Here is an 18662-nt window from a genome sequence, read left to right on the forward strand (position 1 = left end):
TGGCACCGGGTTGATTATGGCGAGGTTAAGCCGGGCAGACGGGTGCCGACCAGAGTCGTCCGACCCCGCTGGGAGCAACCGCAGGTCACGCCGCTGCCAGGTCTCGCCGGTTCAGAACGATGGATGCCGCGATCCCCGCTGCGAACGCGAGCGCGAGCATCCCGAATCCACCGCTCCAGTCCGTCTCGCTCCCGAGGGCGATCGGGGTGTGAGAAAACGGTGAGAGGTTCTCGGCCCACTCGGGCAGGCCAACGAGCTTGCCGAAGAGCCCGAGGAACGCGCCGGCCACGAGAAGCGCCCAGCCGATCGGGCCGGTGAACCGGGGCAGGAGCACGAACACGAGGGCGACGACGCCCAGATAGAGCAGTGCGGCGGGAAGCTGGGCAGCACCAGCGGCGAGCGTGTCAGCCGTCGTGACTTCCTCCGCTCCGGCCAGGGCAGCGGAGAGCGCGGCCGCCACCACCGAGGCGGCGAGCACGAGCACAACGGCGACAGTGCCAACGAGAAGATAGTCAGCGAGCCATTTCACGCGGTGCACCGGGGTCGCGAGGACGAGTTCGGCGGTCGTGAGCGCCTCTTCCTGCCGAGCACGGACGATCGCCTGAACAGCACAGCCCGCGGCGAGAATCCCGACGACGGTGAAGATCACCGACAGAAACGCCTGGCTGAGCGATTCCCCCTCGCCCGACAGCCGGCGCAACTGCTCAGCGACCGGGTTGCTCGCGACGTCATTGTTTCCGGCGATACTGCCAAGCGCGCCCCCGAATACGCCGAGCAGAACCCCGCCGGCCGCCCAGCCGATCACCGACGGCCAGTGCAGCCGCCAGGCCAGGCCGAGCGAACCCGCCAGTGTTGCCCGCGCCCGCGGCCGCCCCACGCCTGCCCCGAACACGCTTGCGCCGCTGTCCCTCGCCACCTGCAGCAGGCAGGCGGATGCCGTCAGCACGGCCGCGAGGGCGACGTTCAGCAGCAACGGGGTTGCGTCATCCGCCGTGAACGGGTGTGTCGCCAGCCCCCAGCCGATCGGCGACAGCCAGCTCGGCCACGCACTGTCGACCCTGAGTCCGTCCTCGGAGACCGCCCCGAACGCATCGCCGATTCCGCGAGCGAGATAAGCGAGGAGCACGAGACCGGCCGCCGTGCCGTTCGCCGCCCGAGAGGTGAGCATGAGTTCCGAGGCGACCAGACCGACGGCCAGGAAGCTGACGCCAACGGCCGCGAGCGACAGACCGGTGAGCCAGGAACCTGCCGCGTCCAGGCCTGCGGCCAGCAGGCATCCGCTCACCACGATGACGAGCAGAAGATTGACGATCACTCCCCAGGCAAGTGTGGCGCTGAGCGGAAGCAAGCGCGGAATCGGGGTCGCCGCCACCAGCTCGGCCCGGCCGGTCTCCTCCTCGGCGCGGGAGTGACGGACGGCGAGGAAGGTGTTGACGAGGCCGACGAGCAGGCCGAGGAAGGCGAAGATCGTGAAGATGAAGAGGGCGTCGACCGCAGCGCCCTGCGGTGGCCCGCGCAGGATAAGGATGGCCGGGTTCGCCGTCGCCAGCCTCAGCAGCGCGGCCCGCTGCGTCTCGTCGCCGAAATTGTCGCCGAGCGCCGCCGCCGTGAAGAAGACCAGTGCACCGATCGCGGCGAGCCAGCTCAGCGTCTGGACCCGATCCCGCCTCGCCCGCTGCCCGAGCAGCGCGACAAACTCGGTCATCGTCGGTCTCGGGCGTGGCGGGCCGGCGGGTGAACCACGGCCGGGTCTGCGGGGACCGCGCCTCGGGCGACGGCGGCCTTCCGCGGCGGTCCAGGGGTGGCCGCGTCACGCCCCGGCCGAGGGGGTGACGCAAGCGCCGACGCTGCCTCGGCGCCTGCCCCATCGCCGTAGTGCCGGAGGAAGAGCTCTTCGAGGGAGGGTGGCGTAATCGTCAGCCCCGTCACCCCGAGCGCCGCCAACGCGGGCAGGAGATCCGTGACCGAGGCGGTCTCCGCGGTGAACGCGACCCTGCCGTGCTCGATCCGAAGGTCTTCGACGCCGGGAAGGGCCGGGAGATCAGCGTCGCTGAGGCCGGACGCAGCGAAGCTGATCTCGGTGCGGGTGAGGCGCCGGAGATCGCTGAGCGTTCCCTCTTCGACCCGCCGACCCGAGCGGATGATGCTGACGCGGGTGCAGAGCTCTTCGACTTCGCTCAGGATATGACTCGACAACAGCACTGTGGCACCGTCGGCGACCCGGTCGGTGAGCTCCGCCCGGAACACGGCCTCCATGAGGGGATCGAGCCCGGACGTCGGCTCATCGAGCAGGTACAACTCGGCGGGCACGGCGAAGGCGGCGACCAGCGCCACTTTCTGTCGGTTCCCCTTGGAGTAGGTGCGCCCCTTCTTCGTGGGATCCAGCTCGAAAACATCGAGGAGACGCTTTCTACTCCGCTCGTACTCGGTGCGGTCACGGATGCCGCGGAGCCGGCTGAGCAGATCGATCGCCTCGCCGCCGGTGAGGTTGGGCCACAGGCTCACGTCGCCGGGAACGTATGCCAGCCGCCGGTGGATCGCGACGGCATCCGCCCGGGGATCCCGTCCGAACACCGTCGCGGTGCCGCCGGTCTGCCGCGCGAGGCCGAGCAGGATGCGGATCGTCGTCGACTTTCCCGCCCCATTTGGCCCGAGGAAACCATGGATCTCGCCGGCTTCGACATCGAGGTCGAGGCCATCGAGTGCGTGCACCTGGCCAAACTGTTTGCGGAGATCACGAGCCTGAATCACGGTGCTCATACTGCGGAGGCTACGCTTCGCGGGGCGCGTTGACCAGACGCGAGCGCAATCTCAGCGCGACGAAGACAAGGGAAGTCTCTACCCACGGTCTCCCCTCCTTGCTATACCTATCCCGATGAGGCGATACACGACGAAGCGACTTGCAGGAATGGCAATTGTGGCCGGAACGGTTGGCGTTCTGGCGGCCGCGACAGTTCTTGCTGCGGGGTCTCTGCCCGCTGAGGGAGCGACCATCACGGTCGGACCCGTCAACCCTGTCACCGTGGCGGTGAGCGGGCATCCGGCGAATAGCGGTTTCACCGTGTTTGTTGAAGGCGACGTTGCTTTGAACGCCGACGAGACCGAAGGGACAGTCGCCGCGGGTGGTGATCTGAGCTTCGGCGCTAGTTATTCAATCGCCGGTGCCGGGATATATCCCAACACCTTCACAGCACCCGGTGACGCTCAACCGACGTACCTCTATGTCGGAGGAGGGGTCGACTTCGCAGCGAGTGGCTCCAACGTGCTCAGGGTGCTCAACAACGGCTTCACGAAGATCGCCGACGCATCGACATATTTGGCCCTGGACCGCGACAACAACAACGCGACGGTCAACTACAACATTGTCGAGCCCGGAGCAGCATACGGTTCCGTTCCCCGAATCGAGGGAACGGTTATTGAGACACCCGCCCAGGTCTCCGCGCCGGTTAGCGCCGACCTGATCGACATTCCGGGAGCGTTCACCGCATATCGCGGGCTCACCACTCAACTCGCCCAATGCACCCCGAACGCCACACTGACCGACGATGCGGGCACGCCCCTCACCTCGCCCGTCGCTCCGGGGACCCGGGGTCACCTCTCGCTTACTCCCGGCGTGACGAACGTACTGAACATCCCGGCATCCGACCTCGAAGCGCTGAGCGAACTCGTTGTCGACTCACAGCCCGCCGAAGACACTCCCGTGCTCGTGAACATCAGCGGGCAAACGTTCAACGGCTCCATTCCGAATCTGCCGGGTGCGACTTCGGCCCAGGCACCGTACATCCTGTGGAACTTCCCAGAGGCGACATCTGTGACCGTCGCCGGCGGTGACAGCCTCGAAGGCACGATTTACGCCCCAAACGCCAACCTGAGCTGGCAAGTCACGCAGAACATCGAAGGAAACGTGATCGCGGCGCAGTTCACGCACGGCACGCCAGCCATTCCGGGCGGGGCACCGAGGGAAGTGCACAGCTTCCCGTTCAATACCGAACTCACGTGCACCTACGAGGACGGGTCGACGCCAACGCCGACGCCAACGGACACGCCAACGCCCACACCAACGGACACGCCAACGCCAACGCCAACCGTTACGCCGGACCCGACTCCCACTCCGACGGATACCCCAACCGCACCCGCGCCAGGTCCCGGCTCGGATCCGACACCGGATTCTCAGACGGGGACATCGTGGGGAGATGACCGGGACCGTTTGCCGGGCACGGGAGGGGACGTTTCCCTCGCAGCGACACTCACCGGCATTGCGACTGCTGCCGCCGTGGGTGGCGCGCTCCTTCTCTTCGGACGGCGTCGCACGAGCAAGGACTGAGACCGGGTCGGGTCCCTCCCGACGTGGCGGACAGCGTGATGGGTCAGCGACACCAGGACAGCCCAGCGCTGGGCCGTGCTTAACTCACGAGACAGAACGGGTGACCGGCCGGGTCGAGGTACACCCGGAAATCGTCCTCCCGGCTCCCGGCGTCACGCGCCCCGATCGCGAGTACTTTTGCCTCCCCTGCGTCAAGGTCGTCGACTCGAATGTCGAAGTGTGACTGCTGCGGGACCACCTGGCCCGGCCACTGCGGGGGCGTGTAATCGTCGACCTGCTGGAAGGCGACCCTGATTCCGCCGCCGGGCTTCTGCAGGGCTACCCAGTCGTCCTCGTTGATGATGCGCTCCATGCCAAGGAGCTGCTCATAGAACGAGGCAAGGGAGTCGGGGTCAGGGCAGTCGAGCACAACGCTTCGAAGTTCACCAATCATGTCCGTGAGGATACGACGAGAGTTCGGGCAGCGAAAGCCCTCCCGTTGCTCGCCTGGTGTCGGGAAACATCCGGTGAGGAATATCTGGACCCAGAATAGTTGTTCGGCATAGTATTGCGCATCAACCGCTGCACAGGCGGCAAGCCGGCGCTCACCCGAAAGGAGTGCACCACAATGTCATTCAACGACCGGATCATCTCCGAATTCAGAACAAACAACGGAGTCGTCGCCTCTGCGGGGTTCGGATCGAGCCTCCTCCTGATTCATAGCGTCGGCGCCAGGACACGGGAGCCCCGGGTCAACCCCGCCCTGTCACTCCGCGACCCAGGCACGTGGCTCGTTGTGGCATCCGCGATGGGGGCAGCACGAGACCCCGCCTGGGCCGTGAACCTCAGGGCGGAGCCCGAGGTCGAGATCGAAGCGTCCGTTGCAGGCGATGTCAGGACGATCCCCGTAACGGCGGAGGAACTCGACGGACCAGAGCGCCAGGCGGCATTCGCGCGCTTTACCGAGCGAGCGCCATCGTTCGCGGCCTATCAACAGCGCACGGCACGCCTGCTCCCCGTATTCCGCTTCACCCCGCGATGAAACGCGTGGCCAGGCACGATCCACCTTCCGATAATCAAGGAGACACCATGACAGATCCATCCACCGCCAACGCTGTGCCACCGGATGACCTCAGCAGGTCGCTGAGGATCCGGCGGCCGGACACGGACGAAACTCTGCCCCACTACGGAGTCGTGGGTGACAACTACACAATCCTGCTCACGGGCGCGGACACCGACGGCAGGTACGGGCTCATCGACATGCATGTGCCACCCGGCGGCGGGCCGCCCCCGCACCGACACAATTTCGAGGAGATGTTCCACGTGCTCGAGGGCGAAGTGGAGATCACGTTCCGCGGACAAACGACACGGGTCCGGGCGGGGGAAACGGTCAATATCCCCGCTGGGGCACCCCACCGATTCCATAACGCCTCTGGCAGCGACGCACGAATGCTCTGCATGATTTCGCCGCCAGGGCTCGAAGAGTACTTCACGCTGTGGGGAAAGCCGCTCCCGACGCGGACTGCCCGGCTCGAACTCTCCGATGACGAGGCGCAGGATGCCATCGGCAAGGCTATCGAGCTCGGTCCCCGCTACGCGATCGAGAACCTACCCCCGAGCTGATTGCGCGGCGGCGGTCAGGTTCTGCTCCAGCGACGTCAACGAGGCAAGGACCTGTGCCCGCTCGTCTTCCGAGAGCGAACCGACCGTCGCCGCCTCCAGCTCCGACCAGATTCGGTGCACAGCTTTTCTCAGCGGCATACTCGCGCGCGTGGCCTCGACCACGGTCGCCCTCTTGTCCGTCGGGCTGACGCTGATCCGGACGAACCCTGCTCGCTCCAACCGTCGAACGGTGCGCGCAACGGTCGGAGCGTCGGTCTCCAGATGGCGAACCAGATCCACCTGCCGCTGCGGCCCCTCGTCCCAGAGTCGCATCATCAGGAGTTCCTGGTTGGGATAGAGACCGGTCTCCCGGAGCAATTGCCCCGCCATCGTCTTGTGCAGTCGAGCAACCCGAAAGATCGCGTGGCTCACCGGGCCCTGCCCGGCAACCGTGCCCGCAGCATCGTCCGCATTGCTCATGAAACACCCCTTCACCATCGTCACTCAATGGTAGTTGTTCGAGCAACGTTATGACCCGACCGCGGGCATACCCGAGGTCGGGTGGTGTCCATCGACGCTGATTCGCGCTGGGCGTCAGCTGTCCACGACGAGGCAGAACGGGTGGCCTGCCGGGTCGAGGAAGACGCGGAAGTCGTCTTCGCGGTAGCCGGCGTCGGTGGCCCCGATCGCGAGCACGCGCTGCTCGGCGGTGTCCATGTCGTCGACGGTCACATCGATGTGCAACTGCTGCGGAACGAGCTGGCCGGGCCACTTCGGCGGGTTGTAGTCCTCGATCTGCTGGAACGACACCCGCGGGCCGCCCTCGCGTTTCTGCAGGGCAACCCAGTCGTCACGGTCGATGATGCGCTCCATACCGAGCAGCTCCTCGTAGAAGGACGCCAGGGAGCGTGCGTCGGGGCAGTCGAGCACGACGCTTCGAAATTCTCCGATCATGTCGGCGAGGATACGACGAGGGGCCCGGCATCGAAAGCCCTCCCGTTGCCCTGCCCTGCTCGGCCTCCCTTAGGCTCGAGAAGTGAAAACGGTTGACCGCGACATCCTGCGCCTCGCCGTCCCCGCGCTCGGCGCCCTCGTCGCCGAACCGCTCTTCCTCCTCGCCGACTCCGCCATGATCGGCCACCTCGGCGTGACCCCGCTCGCCGGCCTCGGCCTCGCCGGCGCCGTACTGCAGACCATCATCGGCCTCATGGTCTTCCTCGCCTACGCGACGACCCCCGCCGTTGCCCGCCGTCTCGGCGCGGGCGACGAGCGCGGCGCGGTGTCCGTCGGCATCGACGGGCTGTGGCTCTCACTCGGCCTCGGCGCGGTGCTCGGTCTCGCCGGAGTGGTCGCGACACCCCTCCTGCTCTCCTGGTTCGGTGCTTCGGCGGATGTCACGCAGCAGGCATCCGTCTATCTCTCGATTTCGATGGCCGGCATCCCCGCCATGCTCCTCGTCTTCGCCGCAACAGGGCTGCTCCGCGGCCTGCAGGACACGAAGACCCCGCTCTTCGTCGCCGGCATCGGGTTCGCGGCGAACATCGCGCTCAACTTCGTCTTCATCTACCTGCTCGGCCTCGGCATCGCCGGCTCGGCGATCGGCACCGTCGTGGCGCAGTGGGGCATGGCGGCCGTCTACCTCGTCGTTGTGCTGAGCCACGCCCGCCGCACCGGCGCCAGCATCCGGCCGCACCGCGAGGGCATCTCGGGCTCGGCGATGTCGGGCGGCTGGCTGTTCGTGCGCACCGCGAGCCTCCGCGCGGCGATCCTGCTGGCGACCTTCGTCGCGACGGGACTCGGCACGAAGGAACTCGCGGGGTTCCAGGTGGTCATGACGATGTTCACCCTCACCGCGTTTGTGCTCGACGCCCTCGCGATCGCCGCCCAGGCCCTCATCGGTAAAGGACTTGGCGCGGCGGACACAGCGGGAGTGCGCGCCGTTCTCACCCGCTGCCTCACCTGGGGCGTCGGCTCCGGCGTCGTGCTCGGACTCGTCATCGTCGCCACGTCCGGCGTCACCGGCCTGCTCTTCACGAGCGACCCCGACCTCGCGGCCCTGCTCGTGCCGAGCCTCATCGTGCTCGGCATCAGCGCCCCGCTCGCCGGATTCGTCTTCGTGCTCGACGGCGTGCTGATCGGCGCCGGCGACGCGCGCTATCTCGCGCTCACCGGCATCCTGAACCTCGCCTGTTTCGTTCCGCTGGCACTCTGGGTTCAGCTCTCGGCGCCGACGGATGCCGCTGGCCTGGCATTCCTGACCGCCGCGTTCACGCTCGGTTACCTCGCGGCGCGCGCACTCACCCTGGGGCTGCGGGCACGAACGACGGCCTGGATGCGCACCGGGGTCTGAGTTCGCCGCAGTCGGAGACTGGACACGAATCGTCCCTCGTACACGTCTGGCGCGACAAAGTGCGCCACCCCAGCCGGCGGCACCAGCCGGAATGCCAGAATCGTCGCATGGCACCCCGCATCGTCGTCGCTCATGGATACAACGCTGCCCCCGACCGGCACTGGTTCCCGTGGCTGGTCGACCAGTTTGACCCCGGCGTTGTGAGCGTTGCCGCACTGCCAAACCCCACGGAGCCTGAACCCGAAGCCTGGCTCGACGCCCTCGCGGTGACGGTCGGCGGGGTCGACGACGAGACGATCCTCATCGGTCACAGCCTCGGCTGCATCACGACGCTGCGTTACCTCGAACGGATGCCGCGGCCGTGGCGGCTCGGCGGCCTCATCCTGGTCGCCGGGTTCGTGTCACCCCTACCGAACCTGCCGCAGCTCGACGGGTTCACCGCCCCTCCCATCGACGTGCCATCCCTCGCCGGAACCATCGAGCACCGCCACGTGTTCGGCTCGGACAATGACACGACAGTCGCTCCGGAGTTCACCGCCGAACTGGCCCGCGAGCTCGACGCACCGCTCACCATCGTCCCCGGCGCGGGTCACTTCGTCGACCGTTTAGGCTGCTTCTCCATACCCGAACTGCTTCCCGTGGTCAACGGGATGATGCATTCCCGCGAGCCCTGACACCATCGAGGGACGGCGCTGAATTCTCGCGCCGTTCCACGATCAAGCAGGAGAGGTCACCATGTCGCCCGACCAGCACTCGTTCGAAGATCCAAGCAAGAAGTACGCAGACATCGACACCAAGGCACAGTCGCAGGACGGGCCGGGCCTCGACGCGGACCTCGTCCAGAAGGCCGACCGCGGCGAGAAGAGCTACAAGGGTTCGGGCCGACTCGAGGGCCGGAAGGCGCTCATCACCGGCGCTGACTCCGGAATCGGTGCAGCGGTCGCCATCGCCTTCGCCCGCGAGGGCGCCGACGTCGCCATCGCCTACCTCCCGGAGGAAGAAGAGGATGCCCAGGGTGTCGTCGCACTCATCGAGGAGGCCGGTCGCACCGCGGTTGCCATCCCCGGCGACCTGACCGACGTCAACTACTGCCGTGAGCTCGTCGAGCGCGCGGTCACCGAACTCGGCGGCCTCGACATCCTCGTGAACAACGCGGCGAAGCAGCAGCACGTCGAGGACCTCCTCGACCTCACCGACGAGCAGTTCGACGAGACCTTCAAGACCAACGTCTACGCGACGTTCTGGGTCACCAAGGCCGCGCTCAAGCACATGGGCCCGGGTTCGACGATTATCAACACCTCGTCGATCCAGGCCTACCAGCCGTCGGAGAACCTCGTCGACTACGCGACAACGAAGGCAGCGATCAACACGTTCTCGAAGGCGCTCGCCCAGCAGCTCGCGCCCAAGGGCATCCGGGTCAATGTCGTCGCGCCAGGCCCGATCTGGACCCCGCTCCAGACCGCCGGCGGCCAGCCGACAGAGGCACTGCCCGACTTCGGTACTGATACGCCGCTCGGTCGCCCAGGCCAGCCGGCCGAACTCGCACCGGCCTTCGTGTTCCTGGCATCGGGCGAGTCCAGCTACGTGTCTGGTGAAACCCTCCACGTCAATGGCGGGATGCCGACGCCGTAACCCACGTGCCGCCCACCAACCGGTGGGCGGCACCTCTGTGTGAGGCAGGCGTTCGATTTCGGGAGCGGCAGGGGAATCGGAGAGACAGTGCGAGAACAGCAGTCCACCGGGCGGGGAGCGAATGCCAACCGCGCCGGCGCGCTCGATCGCCAGAACGGCTACGCCGACCTCCGCGGCTACGCGGGCATTGGTGACGGCCGCACCGTCGCGCTCATCGCCCGCGACGGCGACGTCGACTGGCTGCCCATCCCGGCGCTCGACTCGGTCCCGGTGTTCGCCGCGCTGCTCGACGCCGAAGACGGTGGACGGATCAGGCTCTCGCCCGTCGAGCCGTTCACGACAACGCGCTCCTACGTCTCGGGAACCAACGTGCTGCAGACGACGTTCGAGACAGCATCCGGTGTCGTCCGCGTCACAGACGCGCTCGTCACCGGTGTGGCTGGGCGGCTGCCGTGGACCGAACTGGCCAGGCGGATCGACGGCGTTCGGGGAACGGTCGCCATGACCTGGTCGGTCGAACCCGGTCGTGCTCTCCGGACCGCGATGCCGTGGGTAGACCAGACCGTGCACGGCCCGGTGATCAGGATCGACGGAGTGATGCTGTCGGTCACGGGCTTCGAGCACGGGCCGAACGAGCCCGGCACCCACAGCCTCGACGGAGCGTTCACCACCAGCCCGGACTCCCGCCACCTCTTCGCGGTCTCCGGCACGTCACGCGAACCGGTGCACCCGCCCAACCCGAGGAACGTCGACCGGGGCATCGACCGCACTGTGGAGAACTGGCGGGCGTGGTCCCGCGAGTTCTCCTGGGAGGGACCGTGGTCGGATGCCGTCGAGCGCAGCGCTCTCGCGCTCAAGCTCCTCATTCACAGCCCGACCGGTGCCATCGCCGCCGCGGCGACAACGAGCCTTCCCGAGACGATCAACGGCGGCAAGAACTGGGACTATCGGTTCGCCTGGGTTCGCGACGTGGCCTACACGCTGCAGGCCATGATCCGCTTCGGCCTCCGTGAGGAGAGCCAGGCGGCCGTGTCGTGGATGCTCACCACCATCCGCAGGCACGGCCCCGAGCTCGAGATCTTCTATACCCTCGATGGCCGGATTCCCGATGACATCGTCCATACCCAGGCGCCGGGCTGGCGCGAACTGGGCCCGGTCGTCTGCGGCAACGATGCCAAACACCAGTTGCAACTCGGACCGTACGGTGACCTCTTCGACGTCATGCGCAGCTACGTCGACGCGGGCAACATCCTCGACGCAGAGACCGGGCGGTCGCTCGCGGCGGTTGCCGACCAGGCCTGCGACGACTGGCAGAAGCCCGATTCCGGCATCTGGGAACTCGAGGGAGCGCGCCACTACACAACCTCGAAGCTCGGCTGCTGGCAGGCGCTCTCGAGCGCCGTTCACCTGGCTGGCCTCGGGCAGATCCCGGGCGATTCGGCGCGCTGGGAGGCAGAACGCGACAGGATCGCCGAGTGGGTGAACGAGAACTGCTGGTCGGACGACCGGCAGGCGTACACGATGTATCCCGGCTCGGACGAGCTGGACGCGTCGATCCTGCTCCACGCACCGAGCGGATTCGATCGGGGCGAACGGATGTCACGGACCATCGATGCAATCACGGCCGAGCTGGGCAGCGGTCCGCTCGTTTACCGGTACTCGGGCATGCGGGAAGAGGAGGCCACCTTTGTCGCGTGTGCCTTCTGGCGTGCCGGGGCGCTGGCGTGCGTCGGCAGGATGGACGAGGCGAAAGCTCTCATGGACGAGCTCGTTGAGCTGTCGAACGACGTCGGAATGTACTCCGAAATGATCGAGGCCGACACCCTGGACTTTGCGGGCAACCTGCCACAGGGACTCAGCCACCTGTCGCTCATCTATACGGCCATCCTGATCAGCGAACTCGACGGCTGACGTTCGCTCGCATCAACCGGTCGGTTGACCTGTGAATCAGCCGAACCACCTCTGTTGCGGGGATGATTACGGCGCGATCCTGTAGTCATGACATTTTCGACGAGCCCGCCACCGGCATCCGCAGAACCGTCGGGCCCGCCCGTCGTCGAGGTTCGTGACCTCATCAAGCGCTACCCCGCACACACCGCCGTCAACGGCGTCAGCTTCGACATTCAGCGCGGAGAGACCTTTGCCCTGCTCGGACCGAACGGCGCGGGCAAGTCGACCACGATCGAGATCCTCGAGGGATACCGCGACCGAACCAGCGGCGAGGTGCGCGTGCTCGGCGTCGACCCGCACAAGGGCGACCTGGCGTGGAAGGCCCAGCTGGGCATCGTCCTGCAGTCGAGTGCGGAGGCCGCACACGTCACCGTGCGTGAACAGGTGGAACAGTTCGCGGCGTACTACCCGTCGCCACGGGACGTCGACGAGGTCATCGCCGCCGTGGGTCTCACCGACAAGGCGAAGACCCGCATCGGCAAACTCTCCGGCGGCCAGCGCCGCCGGGTCGACGTCGCGCTCGGCGTCATCGGGCGCCCTCAGCTGCTCTTCCTGGACGAGCCAACGACGGGTTTCGACCCCGAAGCGCGCCGCCACTTCTGGGACCTGATCCGGTCGCTCAAGGCCGAGGGCACCACGATCCTCCTCACCACCCACTACCTGGACGAGGCAGCCCAGCTCGCCGATCGCGTGGCCGTGATCGCCGCAGGACGGCTCGTCGAGATCGGCCCGGTCGGCTCGATCGGCGGCGCCGACGCCCGAATACCGGTCGTCCGCTGGCGCGACGGGGCCGGGCTCCACGAGGAGCGAACCACCGAGCCCGCCGCATTTGTCACGGCGCTGACACAACGCACGGGCGGCGAGCCCCAGGGCCTCGAGGTCATCCGGCCGAGCCTCGAAGACATCTATCTCGGCCTCGTCGCAACGGCCAATGCCGAGGCGACGGAACAGGCCGAACCGACAGGAGCAGCGCATGTCTGAATCAACCCTCACGAGGCCGACGGTCGCGAACCCGGTCCCGGCGCTCCCGGCGGGGCGCGGCATCCGCCTGGGAATCAAGCGCATCGGATACGAGGTCAAGACCTACTTCCGGGTCGGCGACCAGGTGTTCTTCACCTTCCTGTTCCCCGTGGTGATGCTGGCGATCTTCGCAACAGCCTTCAGCACGTCGGGGAACATCGGGACGAACCCCGACGGTAGCGGCGGCATCACCCAGGGCGCGTATTACCTGCCGGGCATGATCGCGGCGGGCATCCTGCTCTCGGGAGTGCAGAACCTCGCGACCGACATCGCGACGGAGAAAAGCGACGGAACGCTCAAGCGGCTCGGCGGCTCGCCGCTGCCGGTGATCAGCTACTTCATCGGCAAAATCGGCCAGGTCTTCGTCACGTCACTCGCACAGATCGCACTGCTTCTCGTCGTCGCTCGCGTCGTTTTCTCGATCGAGCTGCCCACGGAGCCGGAACTCTGGGCCCGCTTCGCGTGGCTGTACCTGCTCGGCATCATCACGTCGGCCGTCCTCGGCATTGCGCTCTCCGCGGTGCCACGAACCGGCAAGAGTGCGACGGCCGTCGTCATCCCCATCGTGCTCGTCCTTCAGTTCATCTCCGGCGTCTACCTCATGTTCACGATGCTGCCCGAGTGGTTGCAGAACATCGCGAGCGTGTTCCCGCTCAAGTGGCTGGCCCAGGGCATGCGCTCGGTGTTCCTGCCCGAGAACTTCGCCAGCCTCGAACAGAACGGCGGCTGGGAACTCGACTGGGTTGCCATCATCATGCTGATCTGGTGCGTCGTCGGGCTGCTGCTCTGCCGGTTCACCTTCCGCTGGATCCGCAAGGACAGCTGAACCCGAACCGTCGTGCGACGGGAGGAAAATCGTGCGGGTCGTCGCCCTGGTGGCAACGGACCCCATGTTTTTCCTCCCCAAACCACTGTCAGCGACCCCGGTCGCGATGCGAGAGAGTAGTCCAGTGAACAATCCGAAGTGGTGGGACATCGCGGTTGCCGCCACCGCGGTGGTCGTGGGGATCACCGTCGTGTACACCTCCGACGGCTTCCACGGGTGGGCCGCCCTGGTCTCGCTCGCACTGCTGTGCGCCGCGTATTACCTGTTCGGCCGTCGGCTCGTTGGCGCCGGCCATCGCGGACGGCCGACACCGACACTGGCGCCGAGCCTCGCTTTTCAGGCGCTGCTCGCCGTCATCGTCGGGGTCGGTGCCGCATTCGAACCCAACGTCATCACCGCGCAAACCATCGCGTTTCCGCTGATCTGGGTGGTGTCGCTGACCACGACGCAGGCCGTTCTCGCCAACGTCGGTGCCGCCGCCGTGATGGCGTTCGGCTTCGGTCTCGGCCTCGGCGGTGGGGTGGATGGAGTGATCCAGACACTCTTCGTCGGCGGTCTCTCGCTCGCGTTCAGCCTCGCACTCGGCCTCTGGATCACGAGCATCGCGAGTTACGGCGACGAACGCCAGCGACTGCTCGCGGAACTCCAGTCGGCACAGGGCGAACTCGAACTGCTCCACCGGGATGCCGGGGGCACGGCCGAGCGCGAACGCATCGCTCGCGACATCCACGACACCATCGCGCAGAGCCTCACGAGCATCGTCATGCTCGCCCAGCGGGCGCGCCGCGAGCAGCCCGCCCGGGAGTCGACCCTCGAGCTCATCGAGTCCACCGCACGCGACGCACTCAGCGAGGCGCGAGCGCTCGTGACGGCCAACGCCGGCCTTCCCGCGAGCGACGCCTCACTCGCCGTCACCCTCGCCCGCCTCGGCGAGCGCTTCTCGCGTGAGACCGGTGTCGCTGTCACCACCAACGTCACCCTCGGCGAACTCCCCCGTGACATCGAGGTGGTGCTGCTGCGGTGCGCACAGGAAGGCCTCGCCAACGTGCGGAAGCACGCACACGCGCGCGCAGCATCCGTCACCGTGATCCAGGATGACGACGGCGTCAGCCTGCGGGTCAGCGACGACGGGCGGGGCCTCGACGGTTACCAGCCGGACGATGAACGCGGCTTTGGTCTCAGCGGCATGCGCGACCGGGTCGGGCTCGTCGGCGGGTCGCTCGTCGTGACGGATGCCGGGACAGCGACGGGCACGGAGCTCACCGTCACCATCCCCCTCGCGAAGGAGAGAACCGCATGACCGATGCTCCGATCAGGGTCGTCGTTGCCGACGACCACCCCATCGTGCGATCGGGGATCTCTTCGCTGCTCTCTCTCGCCGACGATATCGAGGTCGTCGGTGAAGCCGCGAGCGGTGCCGAAGCCGTAGCGCTGGCGCTGGAGCTCGAACCCGACCTCGTATTGATGGACCTGCGGATGCCCGTCGCGAGCGGTCCGGAGGTGGACGGTGCGGCGGCGACCGCGCAGATCGTGGCGACGCTGCCGGGCACACGGGTGCTCATTCTCACCACTTACGAGTCGGACGACCACATCCTCGGCGCGATCGAGGCCGGCGCGAGCGGTTACCTGCTCAAGGCGGCGCCGGAGGGCGAGATCATTGCCGGGGTGCGCTCGGTGGTCGGCGGCCAGACCGTGCTCGCGCCCGCCATCGCGGCCAAGCTCGTGGACAGGATGCGGCAGGGCGCCGCACCCGCCGGACCCAGGCTCAGCCCGAGAGAGCTCGATGTGCTCAGGCTCGTTGCGGCCGGGCACAGCAACCCGTCGATCGCGAAACAGCTGTTCATCAGTGAGGCAACGGTGAAAACGCACCTCATCCATGTCTTCGAGAAGCTGGGGGTTTCTGACCGCACCCGCGCCGTCACACTCGCCCTGGAGCTCGGGCTGCTCTGAGCACGGCCCGCTCTGAGCGCGGATGCTGAGAACCCGGCACTGGCCGACCGAACCGGTGCTGGTTAGCATGAGGCATGCGCGCGACCGAGTTCACCCGCCCTATCCAGACCGAGCGGCTCACCCTGCGGCTGCCCATCATGGACGACGTCGACCCGATCCATGCGTTCCAGTCCCGTGAGGATGTCTGCACCTATCTCCTCTACGAGCCGCGCGACCGAGCCACCATCGAGGAGAAGATCGCCGAAGCGTCGACGAAATTGCGACTGGAGAATTCGGGCGACTGGATTCAGCCCACCATGGAGCGACGGGACGACCAGCAGGTCATCGGCCTGATCTACCTGAACATCGACGACGCCGAGAACCAGAGTGTCGAGGTCGGCTGGATCCTGCACCCCGACTACTCGGGCCAGGGCTACGCGACGGAGGCCGCGACCGCCGCTGTCGACTTCGCCTTCCGCAGGATGGGCGCCCACCGGGTGATCGCGAAGCTCGACCCCGCCAACGACGCCTCGGTGCGCCTGTGCCGCCGACTCGGCATGCGCAAGGAGGCGCACTACCTGGAGGACATCTGGGTCAAGGGCGAGTGGGGCGACACGGGCGTCTACGCCGTGCTCGACCGGGAATGGGCAGCCCAGACCCGCTGAGCCGCGCGCCAACCGGAGCCGTCCCGGCTGGTACAACTCGAAGGCGGCAGAGCACCCCGCCGCCTTCCCAGCGGGGTTTGTGATGATGAACCAATGACGTCAGCAACACGCACCGCGGTGCAGACAACCGGTGCGCGCCTGAGAGCCTGGCTCAGACACCCCAGGTTCCTGCTCGCTGTGAAGACATCGATCGCTGTCGCCATCGCCTGGCTGATCGCTCCCCTGGTGCCGGGGGTCGCGGAAGAGTACCCGTACTACGCACCGCTCGGCGCGCTCATCAGCATGTATCCCACGCTCATGAGCTCACTGCGAACCAGCGTCGAGACGCTCGCCTCGCTCGCCATCGGCATCCTGCTCGCCGCCATAGTGCTCATTGTCGCGGCGCCGAATGTCGTCACGATCTCGCTCGTGATCGGCGTCGGCGTGCTCATCGCCGGCAGCAAGTGGCTCACGACCGGCGGCGATTACGTTCCCGTTGCCGCGCTGTTCGTGCTCATCGTCGGTGGCCCGAACGCTGATTCGTACTCGATCGGCTATATCGTCCAGATGAGTGTCGGCGTTGCCGTCGGTCTCCTCGTCAACTTCCTCATCCTGCCACCGCTCAACTTCAACGGTGCCGTCGTCAAGCTCGCCCAGTTCCGCAGCCTGCTCGCGAAGCACCTCGAGGAGGTCGGTGATGCCCTCGTCGAGAACTGGCCGCCAGAGCACGAGGGGTGGGCGAGCCGCAGCAACACACTCGCCGAGACGGCAACCGCCGTTCGGGTGGCCGTCGGCGAGGCCGACGAGAGCAGGAAGGGCAATCCCCGCGCGCGCCGCCACAAACGGAACCTCGACGACGACTACCGAGACCTCGCCGATCTCGAGCGCATCACCTTCCACGTGCGCGACCTGACCGAGGTGCTCGCCGCCGCGATCTGGGATGCTCCGTTCCACTCCGAGGTCCCTGAACCGCTGCGCGAGCCGTTGTCCAAGGCGCTCCACGCCGTCGCCGACCCCCTCAAGAAACGGAACTCCGACCGTGATGTGGCGGATGCCGTCGAGGCGGCGCGCGCGGCGGTCGACGCGCTCACCGATCGCATCGACCAGCAGACCAACAGCGCACCATCGGCGCTCACGCCCGTTGCCGCTGTGGCGATGGACCTCAACCGGATCCTCGCGGTGATGGTGCAGGACGGCGAGCGGGCCTAGACCACGCGGTCAGTGCGGCGCTGGTCCCGTCGTGTCGCCCGGCTGGAATCGCACGTCGAACGCAACGGGGTCCGCCGACCGACCCGCGAGCATCTCGACGACTGCCCTCCCCGCGGCCGCGCCCTTGCCCTGGGAGGGCTGCCAGATCGTTGTGAGCCGTCGTTCGAGTCCGTCAACCCGGATGCCGTCAAAGCCGACAACGCTGAGATCGTCTGGCACGCGAAGACCGAGTTCCTCTGCCGCTGCGATCACCCCTGCGGCGAGCACGTCGCTCTGGGCGATGATCGCGGTTGGCCGTTTCCCCGGGTCGACATCCAGCAGGGCGAGAGCCGCTTCACGCCCGGCGTCGCTGCGACTGCCGCCGGCGGTCATGCCGGAGACCTCCGGATACACGTCGCGGACACCTGCGATCCTGTCGACGGTCGTCGTGACCGTGGCGCGAGCCTCACGCTCGGGTGTCAGCGGTGCCGGCGTGGAATCCCGGTCAAGCCCGAGGGTGACCAGCGCGACTCGCGAATGGCCGAGGTCCTTGAGGTGCTGTGCCAGCTGCCGCGACCCGCCCCGGTTGTCGACGCTCACGGTGAGGACGCCACTGTCACCCGGGCCCTCGATTTGAACGATCGGGATGTTGCGGCGACGAAGCACATCGAGCGTTTCGACGGCATCCGCGTTGCACCCGACGAGAACCACCGCGTCGACCGGTGCCGTGGTGACGCTGACCACCCCATCACCGAGGTCCGGCATCAGGAGGAGACCGGCACCGATGCTCGAAATTTCCTCGGCGAGGCCGTCAAGCGTCTGGATCAGAACCGGGTCACGGAAGGAGACACCGATTCGCGCGGGGATGAGGGCGCCAACGATGCCGCTCCTGCCGCGGCGCAGCGACTGGGCGAGCGGATCAGGCCCGCCGTAGTGCAGCTCCCGGGCGGCCGTCAGCACCTTCTCCCGCGTGGCATCCGACACCGGCCCCTGACCGCTGAAAGCGAGTGACGCCGTCGAGGGCGACACGCCGGCACGTGCCGCGACCGCGGCGAGCGTCGGGCGCCCTCCGTGTGAAACCGAAGCGGATGCCGCTGGCTGGTTGGTCATTCGTCCTCGCGATCGCCGGGCCGAACGGTGTGGGCACTGCGGCCTTGACCGGGCGGTGTTGTCTGGGGTTAGCTTAGGCGAAGCGGATGGTCGAATCGATTCGATTCC

Annotated in this window: 19 protein-coding genes; 13 read left to right on the forward strand and 6 right to left on the reverse strand. The window is 67.2% G+C overall.

The window, feature by feature from the left end; translation table 11 throughout:
- Positions 1–85 precede the first annotated feature (85 nt).
- Both AC1C2N_RS05260 and AC1C2N_RS05265 read right to left on the reverse strand, forming a co-directional pair.
- Positions 86–1705, reverse strand: a complete 1620-nt coding sequence (locus tag AC1C2N_RS05260; protein ID WP_495433152.1) for an ABC transporter permease — start codon at positions 1703–1705, stop codon at positions 86–88.
- Complete coding sequence (locus tag AC1C2N_RS05265; RefSeq protein WP_495433153.1) at positions 1702–2760, reverse strand: ABC transporter ATP-binding protein; 1059 nt, start codon at positions 2758–2760, stop codon at positions 1702–1704. Before AC1C2N_RS05265 ends, AC1C2N_RS05260 begins: the two co-directional genes overlap by 4 nt.
- 115 nt (positions 2761–2875) lie before the next feature.
- On the opposite strand from AC1C2N_RS05265, the gene AC1C2N_RS05270 reads away from it, so the two are divergent.
- Positions 2876–4324 carry a collagen-binding domain-containing protein gene (locus tag AC1C2N_RS05270; RefSeq protein ID WP_495433154.1) on the forward strand — a complete coding sequence of 483 codons (1449 nt, stop codon included), beginning with the start codon at positions 2876–2878 and terminating at the stop codon, positions 4322–4324.
- Between the two features lie 79 nt (positions 4325–4403).
- On the opposite strand, the gene AC1C2N_RS05275 is transcribed toward AC1C2N_RS05270, so the two are convergent.
- Positions 4404–4757 (reverse strand): VOC family protein, encoded by a 354-nt coding sequence (locus AC1C2N_RS05275; protein ID WP_495433155.1) that lies wholly within the window; start codon positions 4755–4757, stop codon positions 4404–4406.
- Positions 4758–4931: 174 nt separating this feature from the next.
- Between AC1C2N_RS05275 and AC1C2N_RS05280 the strand changes: the two genes are divergently transcribed.
- On the forward strand, positions 4932–5345 hold the full coding sequence (locus AC1C2N_RS05280) for a nitroreductase/quinone reductase family protein (RefSeq protein ID WP_495433156.1): 414 nt from the start codon (positions 4932–4934) through the stop codon (positions 5343–5345).
- 47 nt (positions 5346–5392) lie between these two features.
- Positions 5393–5926 (forward strand): cupin domain-containing protein, encoded by a 534-nt coding sequence (locus AC1C2N_RS05285; RefSeq protein WP_495433158.1) that lies wholly within the window; start codon positions 5393–5395, stop codon positions 5924–5926.
- Here AC1C2N_RS05285 and AC1C2N_RS05290 read toward each other — a convergent pair.
- Both AC1C2N_RS05290 and AC1C2N_RS05295 read right to left on the reverse strand, forming a co-directional pair.
- Entirely contained in the window at positions 5912–6385 is a 474-nt protein-coding gene (locus tag AC1C2N_RS05290) for a MarR family winged helix-turn-helix transcriptional regulator (protein WP_483406611.1), read from the reverse strand. The genes AC1C2N_RS05285 and AC1C2N_RS05290 overlap by 15 nt on opposite strands.
- Before the next feature lie 114 nt (positions 6386–6499).
- Positions 6500–6859, reverse strand: coding sequence for a VOC family protein (locus AC1C2N_RS05295; protein ID WP_495433159.1), 360 nt, complete (start codon positions 6857–6859; stop codon positions 6500–6502).
- Positions 6860–6941: 82 nt separating this feature from the next.
- On the opposite strand from AC1C2N_RS05295, the gene AC1C2N_RS05300 reads away from it, so the two are divergent.
- The 10 genes from AC1C2N_RS05300 to AC1C2N_RS05345 all read left to right on the forward strand — a co-directional run bounded on the left by AC1C2N_RS05300 (position 6942) and on the right by AC1C2N_RS05345 (position 17465).
- Positions 6942–8255 carry an MATE family efflux transporter gene (locus AC1C2N_RS05300; RefSeq protein ID WP_495433160.1) on the forward strand — a complete coding sequence of 438 codons (1314 nt, stop codon included), beginning with the start codon at positions 6942–6944 and terminating at the stop codon, positions 8253–8255.
- Between the two features lie 107 nt (positions 8256–8362).
- Positions 8363–8929, forward strand: a complete 567-nt coding sequence (locus tag AC1C2N_RS05305; RefSeq protein ID WP_483406608.1) for an RBBP9/YdeN family alpha/beta hydrolase — start codon at positions 8363–8365, stop codon at positions 8927–8929.
- A 61-nt stretch (positions 8930–8990) separates the two neighbouring features.
- Complete coding sequence (locus AC1C2N_RS05310) at positions 8991–9887, forward strand: glucose 1-dehydrogenase (RefSeq protein ID WP_483406607.1); 897 nt, start codon at positions 8991–8993, stop codon at positions 9885–9887.
- Positions 9888–9974: 87 nt separating this feature from the next.
- Positions 9975–11798, forward strand: a complete 1824-nt coding sequence (locus AC1C2N_RS05315; protein WP_495433162.1) for a glycoside hydrolase family 15 protein — start codon at positions 9975–9977, stop codon at positions 11796–11798.
- A gap of 87 nt (positions 11799–11885) precedes the next feature.
- Positions 11886–12818 (forward strand): ABC transporter ATP-binding protein, encoded by a 933-nt coding sequence (locus AC1C2N_RS05320; protein ID WP_495433163.1) that lies wholly within the window; start codon positions 11886–11888, stop codon positions 12816–12818.
- Entirely contained in the window at positions 12811–13683 is an 873-nt protein-coding gene (locus tag AC1C2N_RS05325) for an ABC transporter permease (protein ID WP_483406604.1), read from the forward strand. The genes AC1C2N_RS05320 and AC1C2N_RS05325 overlap by 8 nt, the downstream gene beginning before the upstream one ends.
- A 124-nt stretch (positions 13684–13807) precedes the next feature.
- Entirely contained in the window at positions 13808–14983 is a 1176-nt protein-coding gene (locus AC1C2N_RS05330; RefSeq protein ID WP_495433164.1) for a sensor histidine kinase, read from the forward strand.
- Positions 14980–15633 (forward strand): response regulator, encoded by a 654-nt coding sequence (locus tag AC1C2N_RS05335; protein WP_495433165.1) that lies wholly within the window; start codon positions 14980–14982, stop codon positions 15631–15633. The genes AC1C2N_RS05330 and AC1C2N_RS05335 overlap by 4 nt, the downstream gene beginning before the upstream one ends.
- Positions 15634–15707: 74 nt before the next feature.
- Positions 15708–16277, forward strand: a complete 570-nt coding sequence (locus AC1C2N_RS05340; protein ID WP_495433166.1) for a GNAT family N-acetyltransferase — start codon at positions 15708–15710, stop codon at positions 16275–16277.
- 93 nt (positions 16278–16370) lie between these two features.
- A complete protein-coding gene (locus AC1C2N_RS05345) occupies positions 16371–17465 on the forward strand; it encodes an FUSC family protein (protein ID WP_495433167.1) in 1095 nt (364 codons plus the stop codon).
- Positions 17466–17474: 9 nt separating this feature from the next.
- Here AC1C2N_RS05345 and AC1C2N_RS05350 read toward each other — a convergent pair whose 3' ends face one another.
- Positions 17475–18554 (reverse strand): LacI family DNA-binding transcriptional regulator, encoded by a 1080-nt coding sequence (locus AC1C2N_RS05350; RefSeq protein WP_495433168.1) that lies wholly within the window; start codon positions 18552–18554, stop codon positions 17475–17477.
- Positions 18555–18662: the final 108 nt, after the last annotated feature.

The organism is Mycetocola sp. Y791 (genome assembly GCF_059445325.1).

What these genes read in the sequence shown, in the direction of transcription:
- AC1C2N_RS05260 (WP_495433152.1), bottom strand. Translation starts at nt 1,705, where the DNA reads ATGACCGAGTTTGTCGCGCTGCTCGGGCAGCGGGCGAGGCGGGATCGG.
- AC1C2N_RS05265 (WP_495433153.1), bottom strand. Translation starts at nt 2,760, where the DNA reads ATGAGCACCGTGATTCAGGCTCGTGATCTCCGCAAACAGTTTGGCCAG.
- AC1C2N_RS05270 (WP_495433154.1), top strand. Translation starts at nt 2,876, where the DNA reads ATGAGGCGATACACGACGAAGCGACTTGCAGGAATGGCAATTGTGGCC.
- AC1C2N_RS05275 (WP_495433155.1), bottom strand. Translation starts at nt 4,757, where the DNA reads ATGATTGGTGAACTTCGAAGCGTTGTGCTCGACTGCCCTGACCCCGAC.
- AC1C2N_RS05280 (WP_495433156.1), top strand. Translation starts at nt 4,932, where the DNA reads ATGTCATTCAACGACCGGATCATCTCCGAATTCAGAACAAACAACGGA.
- AC1C2N_RS05285 (WP_495433158.1), top strand. Translation starts at nt 5,393, where the DNA reads ATGACAGATCCATCCACCGCCAACGCTGTGCCACCGGATGACCTCAGC.
- AC1C2N_RS05290 (WP_483406611.1), bottom strand. Translation starts at nt 6,385, where the DNA reads ATGAGCAATGCGGACGATGCTGCGGGCACGGTTGCCGGGCAGGGCCCG.
- AC1C2N_RS05295 (WP_495433159.1), bottom strand. Translation starts at nt 6,859, where the DNA reads ATGATCGGAGAATTTCGAAGCGTCGTGCTCGACTGCCCCGACGCACGC.
- AC1C2N_RS05305 (WP_483406608.1), top strand. Translation starts at nt 8,363, where the DNA reads ATGGCACCCCGCATCGTCGTCGCTCATGGATACAACGCTGCCCCCGAC.
- AC1C2N_RS05310 (WP_483406607.1), top strand. Translation starts at nt 8,991, where the DNA reads ATGTCGCCCGACCAGCACTCGTTCGAAGATCCAAGCAAGAAGTACGCA.
- AC1C2N_RS05320 (WP_495433163.1), top strand. Translation starts at nt 11,886, where the DNA reads ATGACATTTTCGACGAGCCCGCCACCGGCATCCGCAGAACCGTCGGGC.
- AC1C2N_RS05325 (WP_483406604.1), top strand. Translation starts at nt 12,811, where the DNA reads ATGTCTGAATCAACCCTCACGAGGCCGACGGTCGCGAACCCGGTCCCG.
- AC1C2N_RS05335 (WP_495433165.1), top strand. Translation starts at nt 14,980, where the DNA reads ATGACCGATGCTCCGATCAGGGTCGTCGTTGCCGACGACCACCCCATC.
- AC1C2N_RS05340 (WP_495433166.1), top strand. Translation starts at nt 15,708, where the DNA reads ATGCGCGCGACCGAGTTCACCCGCCCTATCCAGACCGAGCGGCTCACC.
- AC1C2N_RS05345 (WP_495433167.1), top strand. Translation starts at nt 16,371, where the DNA reads ATGACGTCAGCAACACGCACCGCGGTGCAGACAACCGGTGCGCGCCTG.
- AC1C2N_RS05350 (WP_495433168.1), bottom strand. Translation starts at nt 18,554, where the DNA reads ATGACCAACCAGCCAGCGGCATCCGCTTCGGTTTCACACGGAGGGCGC.